A 13,106-nucleotide genomic window follows, 5' to 3' on the forward strand; every position below is an offset into this window, starting at 1 on the left:
CGACCATGAGCAACACGAACCCCCTCCTGGACGTCTCCGGGCTCACCAAGCACTTCCCGATCAAGGGCGGTTTCCCGATCCGCCGTACCGTCGGCGCGGTGCAGGCCGTGGACGGGCTGGACTTCCAGGTCGGCGAGGGCGAGAGCCTGGGCCTCGTCGGCGAGTCGGGCTGCGGCAAGTCGACCACGGGCCGACTGATCACCCGCCTGCTGGAGCCGACCGGCGGCAAGATCACCTATCGCGGGCAGGACATCACGCACGCGGGCCGCAAGGAGCTGGCGCCGATCCGCTCCGAGATCCAGATGATCTTCCAGGACCCGTACGCCTCGCTGAACCCGCGGCAGACGGTCGGCAAGATCATCTCTGGCCCGATGGAGATCAACGGAATCGAGTCCGAGGGCGGCCGCGAGAAGCGTGTCCGCGAGCTGCTGGAGATCGTCGGCCTGAACCCGGAGCACTTCAACCGGTTCCCGCACGAGTTCTCCGGCGGTCAGCGCCAGCGCATCGGCGTGGCCCGCGCGCTCGCGCTGGAGCCGAAGCTGATCGTCGCCGATGAGCCGGTCTCCGCCCTGGACGTCTCCATCCAGGCGCAGGTCGTGAACCTGCTGCAGGAGGTGCAGAAGGAACTCGGCATCGCGTTCGTGTTCATCGCCCACGACCTGGCCGTCGTCCGCCACTTCTCGCACCGGGTCGCCGTCATGTACCTGGGCAAGATCGTGGAGATCGCCGACCGCGACGACCTGTACGGCAACCCGCGCCACCCCTACACCCGGGCGCTGCTCTCCGCCGTACCGGAGGCGACGGTGGACGAGGTGCCGCGCGAGCGCATCCGCCTGGCCGGTGACGTGCCGTCGCCGATCAACCCGCCGTCCGGCTGCCGCTTCCGCACCCGCTGCTGGAAGGCGACGGAGAAGTGCGCGACGGAGGCGCCCACCCTGGTGCAGGTGGAGGGCAACAAGCCCGGTCATCTCACGGCGTGCCACTACCCTGAGACGCAGGAGACGATCCCCGCCCCCCGGACCTCGGCGGACCGTCTCTCCAAGGACCCCGAGGCGGCGGCCTGACACACCCCTTTTCGTCAGCCGCCCCCTTGCGGAAGGGACTTTCACCGGCCCATTGACCCGAGCCCATGAACGTCCGCTTCCAGGGGACGAAGGCCCGCGCCTCCCCAGACGCGGGCCTTTGTCGTACCACGGGCGTGGCTGCGGCCCAGAGTTGAAAGTCCCTCAAGAAGTGCTCCGGAACCTGACGCACCGTTCAGCATCGTGTGTCAAACTGCCGCGGTGGTAGATCATGTGTTCACCGATCTCACGCTCGCCGCGCTCTACGACCGCCTCAATCCCTGGGGACCGGGTGACGACTTCTACCTCGGTCTGGTGCTTCGGGCCCGTTCGGTGCTGGACATCGGGTGCGGTACCGGGCAGTTGCTGCGGCGGGCCCGGGCCGAGGGGCACCGGGGCCGGCTGATGGGGCTCGATCCGGCCCCCGCCATGCTCGTACAGGCGCGGCGGGCCCGGCCGGACGTCGAGTGGGTGCTCGGGGACATGCGCACCCGGCTGTGGGACGGGGAGTTCGACCTCGCCGTCATGACCGGGCACGCCTTCCAGGAACTGGTCGGGGACGAGGAGATCCGAAGCTGTCTGCGAGCCGTTCGCGCGGCCCTCGGCGACGGCGGACGGTTCGTGTTCGAGACGCGGAATCCGGCGGCGCGGGCCTGGGAGCGGTGGACCCCGGAGCGCGTCCACGAGATCACCGCCGGCGACGGCACACCGGTGCGGGTGTGGCACGAGGTGCAGAGCGACGACCTTCACCCCGACGGCCGGATCCGCTTCACCGAGACCTACGACTGCGACGGCTGGCCGACCCCGCAGGTGTGCCACAGCGTCCTGCGGTTCCTGGACCGGGAGTCCCTGGGAGGCTTCCTGACCGAGGCCGGGCTGACCGTCGTAGAGCAGCACGGCGACTGGGGGCGGGGGCCGCTCACCCCCGCCGGCCCGGAGATCATCACTGTGGCCGCACGGGCCGTCTAGTCGTCCGTGCCCTCCTCCAGCGCCGCCAGTGCCGGGTCCAGCACGATGTCCTCGTCGCGTGCCTCGGTCGTCGGCTCCTCCGGGAAGTGGCAGGCCGTCAGGTGGCCGGTGCGGTTGCCGGAGATCTGGATCAGCGGGGGTTCCTCGGTCGCGCACTTGTCCTGGGCCTTCCAGCAGCGGGTGCGGAAGCGGCAGCCGGAGGGCGGGGAGATGGGGGACGGCACGTCGCCGGCCAGGCGGATGCGCTCGCGGCCGCCCGAGTCCTCGTCCGACAGGTTCACCTCGGGTACGGCGGACAGCAGGGCGTGCGTGTACGGGTGGCGCGGCCGGGTGTAGATGGAGTCGCGGTCGCCCACCTCGATGATCTTGCCCAGGTACATGACGGCGACCCGGTGCGAGAAGTGGCGGACGACGGCCAGGTCGTGGGCGATGAACACGAACGCGATGCCGAGTTCCTTCTGCACCTCCTGCAGCAGGTTCACGACCTGCGCCTGGATGGAGACGTCCAGGGCGGAGACCGGCTCGTCGGCGACGATCAGCTTCGGCTCCAGCGCGAGCGCGCGGGCCACGCCGATGCGCTGGCGCTGACCGCCGGAGAACTCGTGCGGGAACCGGTTGAAGTGCTCCGGGTTCAGGCCGACGATCTCCAGCAGCTCGCGGACACGCTTCTCGCGGCCGCCCTCGGGCTCGATTCCGTTGATCTCCATCGGGCCAGAGATGATCTTGCCGACCGTCTGCCGCGGGTTCAGCGACGAGTACGGGTCCTGGAAGATCATCTGGATCTCGGAGCGGATCGGGGCGAGCTGCTTGCGGGTGGCCTGGCTGATGTCCTTCCCGCGGTAGGTGATCGTGCCGCTCGTCGGCTCCAGCAGGCGGGTGATCAGCCGGCCCGTGGTCGACTTGCCGCAGCCCGACTCACCGACCAGGCCGAAGCTCTCCCCGGCGTGCACGGTGATGTCGATGCCGTCCACGGCCTGCACCGCGCCGATCGTCCGGCGGATCGGAAAGCCGCCCTTGACGGGGAAGTGCTTGGTCAGTCCGGAGACCTCCAGCAGCGGCTCTCCGTCCGCGCCGGCGCTCTTCTCGCGCGGGGCCGGGAGGACCATGTCCTCGGTCATGACGGTGTCCTCCTAGGACAACTGGCGACTGGCGACTAGCCCAGACGGGGCTTGATCTCTTCGATGAAGATGGTCCGCTTCTGTTCCTCCGTGAGATGGCACGCGGAGGCCCGGTCCGGGGCGAGCAGCGGGCGCTCGCGGACACAGCGCCCCCTGCCCTCCACCCGCTCCTGGAAGCTGCAGCGCGGGTGGAAGCGACAGCCGGACGGCGGGTTGAGCAGCGAGGGCGGGGCGCCGGGGATCGGGGACAGCGGGGCGCCGAGGTCGGAGTCCAGGCGCGGCATCGAGTTCAGCAGGCCCCAGGTGTACGGGTGCCGGGGCGCGCGCAGCACCTCGTCGGTGCTGCCCCGCTCCACCGCGCCGCCCGCGTACATCACCATGATGTCGTCGGCCATGTCGGCGATCACCCCCAGGTCGTGGGTGATGAAGATGATGCCGGATCCGAACTCCTGTTGCAGGTCCTTGAGCAGGTCCAGAATCTGCGCCTGGACGGTGACGTCCAGGGCGGTCGTCGGCTCGTCGGCGATCAGCAGGTCGGGGTCGCAGACCAGCGCCATGGCGATCATGGCGCGCTGGCGCATACCGCCGGAGAACTGGTGCGGGTAGTCCTTCGCCCGCTCCCTGGGGTTGGGGATGCCGACCTTGCCGAGCATCTCCACGGCGCGTTCCCAGGCCTGCTTCTTCGGGGCGCCGGTGTGCTTCATGTACGGCTCGGCGATCTGCCGGCCGACCGTGTAGTACGGGGAGAGCGCGGTGAGCGGGTCCTGGAAGATCATGGCGACCTTGTTGCCGCGCAGCTTCTCCAGCTCGGACTCCCGGGCGGTGGTCAACTCCCGCCCGTCCAGCAGGATCTCGCCCTCGACCGTGGTGAACATGGGGTTGTGCAGGCCGAGGATGGTCAGGTTGGTCACCGACTTCCCCGAGCCGGACTCGCCCACGATGCCGAGCGTCCTGCCGCGCTCCAGGTCGAAGGAGAGCCCGTCCACAGCCCGTACGACGCCGTCCTCGGTCTTGAAGCTGACGTGCAGGTCCCGCACCGAGAGCAGGGGACCGGTGCCGGCCGGGTTCAGGGCGCCGGCCTCCTTGGTCAGAGTGGTCAAGACAGTGCTCCTAGGACAGCCGCACGCGCGGGTCGATGAAGGCGTACGTGGCGTCAACGACGATGTTGAACAGCAGGATCATGCTGGCGGAGAAGAGCATCACGCCGAGCAGCAGCGGCAGGTCGCTGAAGAACACGGACTGGACGGCGAGGTTGCCGAGTCCGGGCAGGCCGAAGGTGTACTCGGTGATGATCGCGCCGCCGAACAGCGAGCCGAGGTCGATGCCGAAGATGGTGACGATCGGGATCAGTGAGCCCCGCCAGGCGTAGCGGAAGAAGACGTAGGCCCTGGACATGCCCTTGGCGCGGGCGGTGCGGACGTGTTCCTCCTGGAGCTGTTCGATCATCGAGGACCGGGCCATACGGGTGTACTGCGCCGCGAAGATCGTGGAGAGGATCACCCAGGGGATGATCAGCCCGGTGAACCAGGAGACGGGGTCCTGGGTGAAGTCGGTGTAGGCGGGTTTGTCGAACCAGTGGGTCTGGTAGACGAGGATCGCCAGGGCCAGCGGGCCGAGGAAGTAGATCTGCAGCGAGCTGATCACCATGGCGCCCGCGGTGGCCGCCTTGTCGATCAGCGTGCCGCGCCGCCAGGCGGCGACCAGCCCGGTGCCGAGCCCGACGAACAGGAAGCACACGGCCGCGCCCAGGGTGAGGGAGACGGTGGTGGGCAGCCGGTCCATGAGGGTGGCCCAGACCTGCTCGTTGGTGTGGTACGAGTAGCCGAAGCAGGGGGCGGGGCACGGCCCCTGGGCGAACTGGTTGCTGCCCAGGACGAGGTTGTGCAGGAAGATCCAGTACTGCTCGGTGATGGGTTTGTCCAGGCCGAGCACATGGTGGATGTTCGCGATGGCGTCCGGATTGCAGGTCTTGCCGCACATCATCAGCGCGGGGTCCCGGGGCACCCCGAAGAACAGCACGAACGTGACGATGCTCAGCAGGAACAGAATGACGACGGCACCGATGATCCGGCGGACGAGGAAGCGCAGCATGACAGGGCAGCTCTCAGACGTCGGCGGCCTTGACGGTGCCCGGCGCGTCCCTTGTGCGGGAGCGCGCCGGGTACCGGACGGGGACGGTTACTTGATGAAGAGGCGACGCGGGTCGACGCCGCCGATCACGTCGTCGTAGACGAGGCCGCCGACCTTGGAGCCGGCGATCTGGGTCTGCTTGTAGTACGCGGTCGGGACCACGTTGACGACCTTGGTGAGCAGGTACTTGTCGAGCTTCTCCCACTCGGCCGCGGCCTTGACCGGGTCGGTGATCGAGTTGATGCGGTCGATCTCGCTGTTCACGTGGGGGTCGTTGATCTGCGAGTAGTTCGACGCACCGTCGGCGACGATGCGGCCGTCGTACAGCAGCGGGAGGACCGTCGAGGCGGACGGCCAGTCGGCGCCCCACGCGGTGTGGAAGATGTCGTAGTTGTTGTTGAGCTTGGAGACCTGGTCGTAGTAGGTCTCGGACGGGATCTCCTGGCGCTGGACGTCGAAGCCGGCCTTCTTCAGGCCCGCCGCCATGGCCGTGGAGTACTGCTGGCCCTCGGGGGTGTTGGTGTAGCCGAAGGTCAGCTTCATGTTGAGCTTGCCGGCCTGCTTGAGCAGGGCGCGGGCCTTGTCCGGGTCACCGGCCGGCTTCTTCTTCTTGCCGAACGGGTCGAAGGAGGCGTCGTAGCCGCTGATGGTCGGGCTGAGCAGGCCGCCGGCGACCTCCATCGCGTCCGTGCCGCCGAAGGCGCGGACGAAGGGGGTGACGGGGAGTGCGTAGGCGATGGCCTCGCGGACCCGGATGTCCTTCATCTCCGGCTTGCTCATGTTGATGTTCATCTGGCCGACGTACGGCTGGTAGCCGGAGACCGTACGGGACTTGAGCTGCGGGTTCCTGAGGACGCTGGACAGGTTGCCCGCGTCGACCTGGTTGCTGAAGCTGAGGCCGGTCTGGTCGGCGCCGCTGTCCGCCAGCAGGGCCTTGGTGGAGGTCTCGAACTGCTGGTTGAACGTGAAGTTGAACTGGTCCACGTACTGGTGCCTGATCGGGTCCGTCTTCGGGTCCCAGTTGGTGTTCTTGACCAGCACCATCGACTTGCCGGACTTGAACGACTGGATCTTGTACGGGCCGGTCGCCAGCGGGGCCTTGTCGTACTTCTCCTTGGTGTCGCCCTTCGCGGACACGATGGAGTAGCCGGCCATGGCGAGCGCGTACGGCAGGTCCGCGTGCGGCTTCTTGAAGTGGAAGATGATGGTTTTGTCGTCGGGCGTCTCGAGGATGCTGTTCGGGAGGTGCTTGCCCTTGTACGGCCCGGCGGGGAGCAGCTTGCGGTAGTCGGCGCCCGGTGTGTCGGCCAGCCACTGCTGGAGGTAGGGCGGGCCCTGGGTGATGAAGGGCGCGAAGAGCCGCTCGAAGGTCTGGCGGACGTCCTTGGACGTGATCGGGGTGCCGTCCTGGAACTTGATGCCGTCCTTGAGCGTGTACTTCCAGGTCTTCCCGCCGTCCGTGGTGGTGCCGGAGTCGGTGGCGAGGTCGCCGACGATCTCGTGCTTGTGGCCGTCGTTGCTGGTGGCCTTGTAGCCGGTGAGGCCTCTGTGGATCAGTTGCGCGAGCGCCATCTGGTCGGAGACGTAGATCTGCCCCGGGTCGAGGTGCGCGAAGCTGTCGCGCTGCAGCACCTCCATGCTGCCGCCGCTCTTGGCGCCCGGCACGTCGGGCGCGGGGCCCTGGGATTCGGCGGTGCCGCCGAACTTGATGGCCGCCTGCTGTGCCTTGGCGTTCTGCTGGTCCTTGTTGTCCTTGGTGCCGCTGTCGCTGCCGCCCTTGCTGCAGCCGGTGAGCACGAGAGCTCCGGCGGCGAGCACGGAGAGCGCGCTGGAGACTTGGCGTCCGCCCCTACTCATCACGAAATTTCCCACCCATCCTTGAAACTGACGTTCCGTGTGGTTGACGTACTGCGGTCAGCGCGCGGTCTTGGGATCGAAGGCGTCCCTGACCGAGTCCCCGAGCAGGTTGAACGCGACGACGAAGATGATCATCGATACGCCGGGGAAGAACATGTAGGTGATGTCGTTCTGCATCACCAGTTCGGTGGACGCCTTGGAGAACATCTGCCCCCAGTCCGGCGTCGGTTCGACGATGCCGACACCCAGGAAGGACAGACCGGCCTCGGCCGTCACGAAGCCGGGCAGCAGGTACGTCGCCTGCACCAGCAGCGGGGTGACGACGTTCGGGAGGATCTCCTTGCTGATGATCCGCCACGACGAGGCACCGCTGACCTTGGCCGCCTCGATGAACTCCCTCTCCCGCAGGGCGAGTGCGGTGCCGCGCAGGATACGCCCGAGCCCCATCCAGCCCAGGAACCACTGGACGATGATCAGGGCCACCACCCGGACGTAGGTGGGCGTCTCGTCGCGGGGGCTGACGAACAGGGACACCACGACCGGCATGCTCGCGATGAAGAAGAGCTGCGCCGGGAAGGCGAGCAGGAAGTCGATGACCCGGCCGATGAAGTAGTCGGTCCTGCCGCCGAGATAGCCGGCCGCGACACCGAGCAGGATGCCGGTGACGACGACGGCGACGGTGACGGCGACCGAGATCATCAGGGAGGTGCGGATGCCGTAGATCAGCTTGGTGAAGACGTCGTAGCCGTTGCCGGGTTCGAGGCCGAACCAGAACTCGCTGCTGATACCGCCGTTGGGATGCACCGGCACGCCGGCGCTGTCGAAGAGTTCCGGTCGCTCGTCCGCGTACACCGTGTACGGATTCTTGCCGTACAGCCTGGCGATCAGCGGTGCGAGCAGGCCGATCAGGAAGAAGAAGCCCACGACGTAGGCCGAGATCACACCGGTGCGGTCGCGCTTGAAGCGCAGCCACATCAGCCGGCCGGGGGACCGGCCTTCGAGCTTGACGGCTTCGCTCTTCGCCTCCGGCCCTGGTTCGCCGTCGACGACGACCGAAGTCCCGCCGCCCTCAATGTCGATAGGACTTGTCACGGTTCGTCCGTTTCACAGGTATGAGTGTGAGAGGTGCCCGGGTACTCCGAGGACGCGCGGAACCGCGAGGCGGACGCGCGTAGTTCTACAGCCGAATCACACCGCTGGAAGCGACGAACAGACCCACCTGGTGCTTGTGACACCGCGCATGGGGGTTCCTCCTCATGACTCCACGTGTTCACCAACAGGAGAGGGTTTCCGTCTTCCCTCCGACACCCCTGACGGAGGGCCAGACACCCCCTGGTGCTCGTGAGTCGGCGCACTGTCCCCACAGTGCGCTGGACCCATTGACCCGAGCGCTACGCGGCTAACTATCTGCCATGGGTCGAGCACCGACCACTGCCCGTAGATCTCAATTCAGTCACGGATCGCGGCTGCACCTTCCAAAATCTGGACAAACTGTTCGACGGAAGACGGCACGAAACGGACTTGTTACATGGCTATCGGGCAGCGATCTCCGCATGTCGGACATACGGTCACTGGAAAATGGGTTGCAAAAAGCCCGGATGCCCCCATCCTGGGGGCACCCGGGCTCAAGAGGTCTGGAATCAGCCGTGCTTGGCGCGGCTCGCGGCGCGCGCCCGCTCCCGCTGGTCGAGGTTGACCTTGCGGATGCGAACGGCCTCCGGGGTCACCTCGACGCACTCGTCGTCACGGCAGAACTCCAGCGACTGCTCCAGCGACAGCTTGCGCGGCGGCACGATCGACTCGGCCACATCGGCCGTCGAGGACCGCATGTTGGTGAGCTTCTTCTCCTTGGTGATGTTGACGTCCATGTCGTCGGAGCGGGAGTTCTCACCGACGATCATGCCCTCGTACACCTCGGTGCCCGGCTCCACGAAGAGCACGCCGCGCTCCTGAAGGTTCGTCATCGCGAACGCGGTGACCGCACCGGAGCGGTCGGCGACCAGCGAGCCGTTGTTACGGGTCTGCAGCGCACCGAACCAGGGCTCGTGGCCCTCGTGGATGGAGTGCCCGATACCGGTGCCGCGGGTCTGGGTCAGGAACTCGGTCCGGAAACCGATGAGTCCGCGGGAGGGCACGACGAACTCCATGCGCACCCAGCCGGAACCGTGGTTGGACATGTTGTCCATGCGGCCCTTGCGGACGCCCATCAGCTGCGTGACGGCACCCATGTGCTCCTCGGGCACGTCGATCGTCATGCGCTCGACCGGCTCGTAGACCTTGCCGTCGACGTCCTTGGTGACGACCTGCGGCTTGCCGACGGTGAGCTCGTAGCCCTCCCGGCGCATGGTCTCGACCAGGATGGCGAGCGCCAGCTCACCACGGCCCTGCACCTCCCAGGCGTCCGGACGCTCGGTGTCCAGCACGCGCAGCGAGACGTTACCGATCAGCTCGCGGTCCAGGCGGTCCTTGACCTGGCGGGCGGTGACCTTGCGGTCCTTCACGGCCGCCTTCGCGTCGGCGCCCTTGCCGGTGCCGCCGCGGCCGACCAGCGGGGAGGTGTTCGTACCGATGACCATGGAGATCGCCGGCTCGTCCACCGTGATCAGCGGCAGCGGGATCGGGTTCTCGGTGTCGGCCAGCGTCTCGCCGATCATGATGTCGGGGATGCCGGCGACCGCACAGATGTCACCAGGGCCGGCCTTCTCCGCCGGCTTGCGGGTGAGCGCCTCGGTCATCATCAGCTCGGAGATGCGGACGTTGCTGACGGAGCCGTCGCGCTTGATCCACGCGACCGTCTGGCCCTTGCGCAGCTCGCCCTGCTCGACCCGGAGCAGCGCGATACGGCCGAGGAAGTTGTCGGCGTCGAGGTTGGTGACGTGGGCCTGGAGCGGCGCGTCCTCCTCGTACGTCGGCGCGGGGATGTGCTCCAGGATCGTGGAGAAGAACGGCTCCAGGCTGTCGGAGTCCGCCGGGACCGTGCCGTTGTCCGGCTTGGTCAGCGAGGCGATGCCGTCGCGGCCGCAGGCGTAGACGATCGGGAACTCGATCTGCTCCTCGTCCGCGTCCAGGTCGAGGAAGAGGTCGTAGGTCTCGTTGACGACCTCGTCGATGCGGGAGTCCGGGCGGTCCGTCTTGTTGATGCACAGGATGACGGGCAGGCGCTGCTGGAGCGCCTTGCGCAGCACGAACCGGGTCTGCGGCAGCGGGCCCTCGGAGGCGTCCACCAGCAGCACGACACCGTCCACCATGGACAGGCCGCGCTCGACCTCGCCGCCGAAGTCGGCGTGGCCGGGGGTGTCGATGATGTTGATGGTGATCGGGTCCCCGCCGTCCTTCGGGTGGTACTTCACCGCGGTGTTCTTGGCGAGGATCGTGATGCCCTTCTCACGCTCCAGGTCATTCGAGTCCATCATGCGGTCGTCGACACCTTCGAGCTGGTGGGCGGCGAAGGCGCCGGCCTGCTTCAGCATGCCGTCGACGATGGTGGTCTTGCCGTGGTCGACGTGAGCGACGATGGCGACGTTGCGGATGTCGTGGCGCGTGGCCATAGTGCGACGAACTCCCGGAGTGTGAGGATTGCCCTGCGCGTACGTCTGTGTCGCGCGGGTCCTGCCGGGCTGGACACGCCACGGCCTCACCCCATGGTACGTGGCCCCGGCGGAACCGGCCTCCTCAGGGCTGTGTGATCATCTCCGCGCAGGTCAGCCCTGGGGACTCGCGGAGGCGTTCGTGGGACTGGCGGGGACCTTCGCGCCCTTCTTCAGAAAGCCCATGTCCTCGTAGACCGGCGTCTGGAATCCGAACGCCCCGGCGTTGACCAGGTTCTTCCGCACCGCCACGAGCTGGGGCCGCTGATAGAGCGGAATGGACCCGGCCGAGGCCCAGATCCTGGCGTCCGCCTTGCGGATCAGCGACACCTCGTCGTCCTCGTCCAGGGTGGCCGCGGCCTCGTCGAACAGCTGGTCCACCTGGTCCGTGCCGACCCGCGTGTAGTTCTGCTCGACGTTCACCGAGCCGTCGGCCGCCGGCTCCGGCTTGGCGAACACCGGCCGGTCGTCCGTCGCCGGGAACGCGGAGGACGGCCAGGAGTACAGCGCGAGGTCGTAGTCGCCGGCGGCGATGTGGTCCTTGAAGTAGCTCGCGTCCGAGACCTTGCTGATCGTCGTCCGGATGCCGACCCGCTCCAGCATGGCCGAGATCCGCTCGGCGACCGAGTTCAGCGTCTCGGAGCCGGCGCCGGACGGGAGCACGAAGCGGAGCAGGAGCGGCTTGCCGTCCTTGGCGAGCTGCTGTGCCGCCGCGGCTGCCGGCGCTGCCGTGCCCTGGGGAGCGTAGGCCCCCTGTGCACCGCCGTGCCTGCCCTCCTGGGCCAGGTGCCGGTCGCCGCCGTCCCCCCGTCCGCCGTTCTTGCCGTCCTCGTCGTTGTCCTCGCCGACGATGTACTCGCCGTCCCTGCCGCCGTCGGACTTGTCCTCCTTGTCCTTCTTCTGGGTGTCCTTCTTCTCGCTCTTCCTGCCCTCGGGGCCGGCCGCCTTCTGGCCCTTCTTCTGCTCCTTGACCGGGCCGCCCGGCACCCAGCCGGCGTCGGCGAGCAGCTCCTGCGCCTGCTTGGTGTCCTGGCCGCCGATCGCGTCGCTGTTGTCGGCGTACGCAGCCTGCCCGGACAGGGCGAGATGGCTGCCGACCGGGACGGCGGGCAGGCCCAGCGGGGTGAGGACCAGCTTGGCCAGTTCCCGGCGGTCCAGGGCGCGGGCGACGGCCCGGCGGACGCGTTCGTCGGCGAGGGGGCCCCTGGAGCCGTTCAGGGCGAGCTGGGTGTATGCGGGCTCCAGCGACCTGCGGACCTCGACGTCGCGCAGCTCCTGCTGCTCGTCCAGGTAGTCGGAGATGGCCTTGTGCAGCTTCTTCCGGCCGGCCCTGACGTCGTCGGAGTCGAAGTCGTGCGCGCGCGCCCACGCGCGCAGCTTCTTCACCGAGGTCTTGCCGGAGCCCTGCAGCGGGTTCGCGGCGCCGTGCGCGGCGAGCCCGATCCGCTGGGCGTCGCCGGGGTCGACGTCGGCGATGTCCACGCTGCCGTCGGCGAGCGCGGCGGCCCGCTTGTCGCGGGGTACGGCGTGCAGCACGATCTCGTTCAGCTTGGCGGGCCGGCCCCACCAGCGCGGGTTGCGGGTGAGGACGACGTCCTTCTTGGCGGTGTCGACCTTGTCCACCCGGAAGGGCCCGGCGGTGACCTTCAGGTTGCGGCGGGCGCCGTCGTTGAAGGCGTCCGGGCTGCCCATGACGTCCTTCGGGTACAGCGGGGAGAACAGCGACTTCCAGTCGGCGTAGGGGCGGGAGAAGGTGACCCTGACCTGGAGGTCGTTGGCGCCGCGCTCGATCTTCTCGATGCGGTCGTAGCCGGCGTTGCGGGCGGTCCAGTAGGAGCTGTTCTTCCCGGACAGGGCGCGCCACTGGGCGACGAAGTCGGCGGCGCCGATCTCCCGGCCGTCGCTCCACACGGCCTGCTGGTTCAGCTTGTACAGCACGACCTGGCGCGGCTCGGTCTCGATGACCTTGGCCGACTCCAGGTAGGCGGGGTTGGGCACCGGCCGGCCGGTGGCGTCCAGCCGGAACATCGACGGCAGGACGGCCTGGGCGACACGGCTGGTGCCGGCGTCGGCATCGGCCTGGAAGGCGTTCAGGGTCTCCGGTACGCCGTCGACGGCCCACTTCAGGGTCCCGCCGTCGGCGACCAGGTCACGGGCGGCCGGGGCGATGTCCTGCCCGGCGAGGGGCTTCGCGACCTTCTCGTCGGAGCTGCATCCGGCGAGGAACGGCACCGCGAGCGCGCCGGCGGTGAGGAAGGAGACCGAGCGCATCACCGCACGCAGTCCGACGCCGTGGTGGTACATCTCTGCTACCTCCGGGAAGCCGCGGGTTTATGCTCGCTTGTGTCAATATGTGGAGCTGATCACTTTTGGCGGTATTTGGA

General features: G+C 68.1%; 9 protein-coding genes. 2 read left to right on the forward strand and 7 right to left on the reverse strand.

Features of this window, described 5'->3' with window-relative positions; translation table 11 throughout:
• Positions 1 to 5 precede the first annotated feature (5 nt).
• Together ACWGJ5_RS24180 and ACWGJ5_RS24185 are read left to right on the forward strand one after the other, a co-directional pair.
• Positions 6 to 1,064, forward strand: coding sequence for an ABC transporter ATP-binding protein (locus ACWGJ5_RS24180; protein ID WP_453311749.1), 1,059 nt, complete (start codon positions 6 to 8; stop codon positions 1,062 to 1,064).
• Positions 1,065 to 1,283: 219 nt separating this feature from the next.
• Positions 1,284 to 2,030, forward strand: coding sequence for a class I SAM-dependent methyltransferase (locus ACWGJ5_RS24185; RefSeq protein WP_453311750.1), 747 nt, complete (start codon positions 1,284 to 1,286; stop codon positions 2,028 to 2,030).
• Here ACWGJ5_RS24185 and ACWGJ5_RS24190 read toward each other — a convergent pair.
• The 7 genes from ACWGJ5_RS24190 to ACWGJ5_RS24220 all read right to left on the reverse strand — a co-directional run bounded on the left by ACWGJ5_RS24190 (position 2,027) and on the right by ACWGJ5_RS24220 (position 13,026).
• A complete protein-coding gene (locus ACWGJ5_RS24190) occupies positions 2,027 to 3,148 on the reverse strand; it encodes an ABC transporter ATP-binding protein (RefSeq protein WP_453311751.1) in 1,122 nt (373 codons plus the stop codon). The two genes, ACWGJ5_RS24185 and ACWGJ5_RS24190, sit on opposite strands and share 4 nt — an antisense overlap.
• A gap of 35 nt (positions 3,149 to 3,183) precedes the next feature.
• On the reverse strand, positions 3,184 to 4,248 hold the full coding sequence (locus tag ACWGJ5_RS24195; RefSeq protein ID WP_453311752.1) for an ABC transporter ATP-binding protein: 1,065 nt from the start codon (positions 4,246 to 4,248) through the stop codon (positions 3,184 to 3,186).
• A 10-nt stretch (positions 4,249 to 4,258) separates the two neighbouring features.
• Positions 4,259 to 5,239: an ABC transporter permease gene (locus tag ACWGJ5_RS24200; protein WP_453311753.1), complete on the reverse strand. Its 981-nt coding sequence runs from the start codon at positions 5,237 to 5,239 to the stop codon at positions 4,259 to 4,261.
• An 87-nt stretch (positions 5,240 to 5,326) separates the two neighbouring features.
• Positions 5,327 to 7,135, reverse strand: coding sequence for an ABC transporter substrate-binding protein (locus ACWGJ5_RS24205; RefSeq protein ID WP_453311754.1), 1,809 nt, complete (start codon positions 7,133 to 7,135; stop codon positions 5,327 to 5,329).
• A 57-nt stretch (positions 7,136 to 7,192) separates the two neighbouring features.
• Positions 7,193 to 8,227 carry an ABC transporter permease gene (locus ACWGJ5_RS24210; protein ID WP_453311755.1) on the reverse strand — a complete coding sequence of 345 codons (1,035 nt, stop codon included), beginning with the start codon at positions 8,225 to 8,227 and terminating at the stop codon, positions 7,193 to 7,195.
• A 548-nt stretch (positions 8,228 to 8,775) separates the two neighbouring features.
• The gene (gene typA, locus ACWGJ5_RS24215) at positions 8,776 to 10,683 is read right to left on the reverse strand and encodes a translational GTPase TypA (RefSeq protein WP_453311756.1); all 1,908 of its coding nucleotides are present in this window, start codon (positions 10,681 to 10,683) and stop codon (positions 8,776 to 8,778) included.
• Between the two features lie 153 nt (positions 10,684 to 10,836).
• Positions 10,837 to 13,026: an ABC transporter family substrate-binding protein gene (locus tag ACWGJ5_RS24220; protein ID WP_453311757.1), complete on the reverse strand. Its 2,190-nt coding sequence runs from the start codon at positions 13,024 to 13,026 to the stop codon at positions 10,837 to 10,839.
• Positions 13,027 to 13,106 lie beyond the last annotated feature (80 nt).

The organism is Streptomyces sp. NPDC054783 (genome assembly GCF_053611725.1).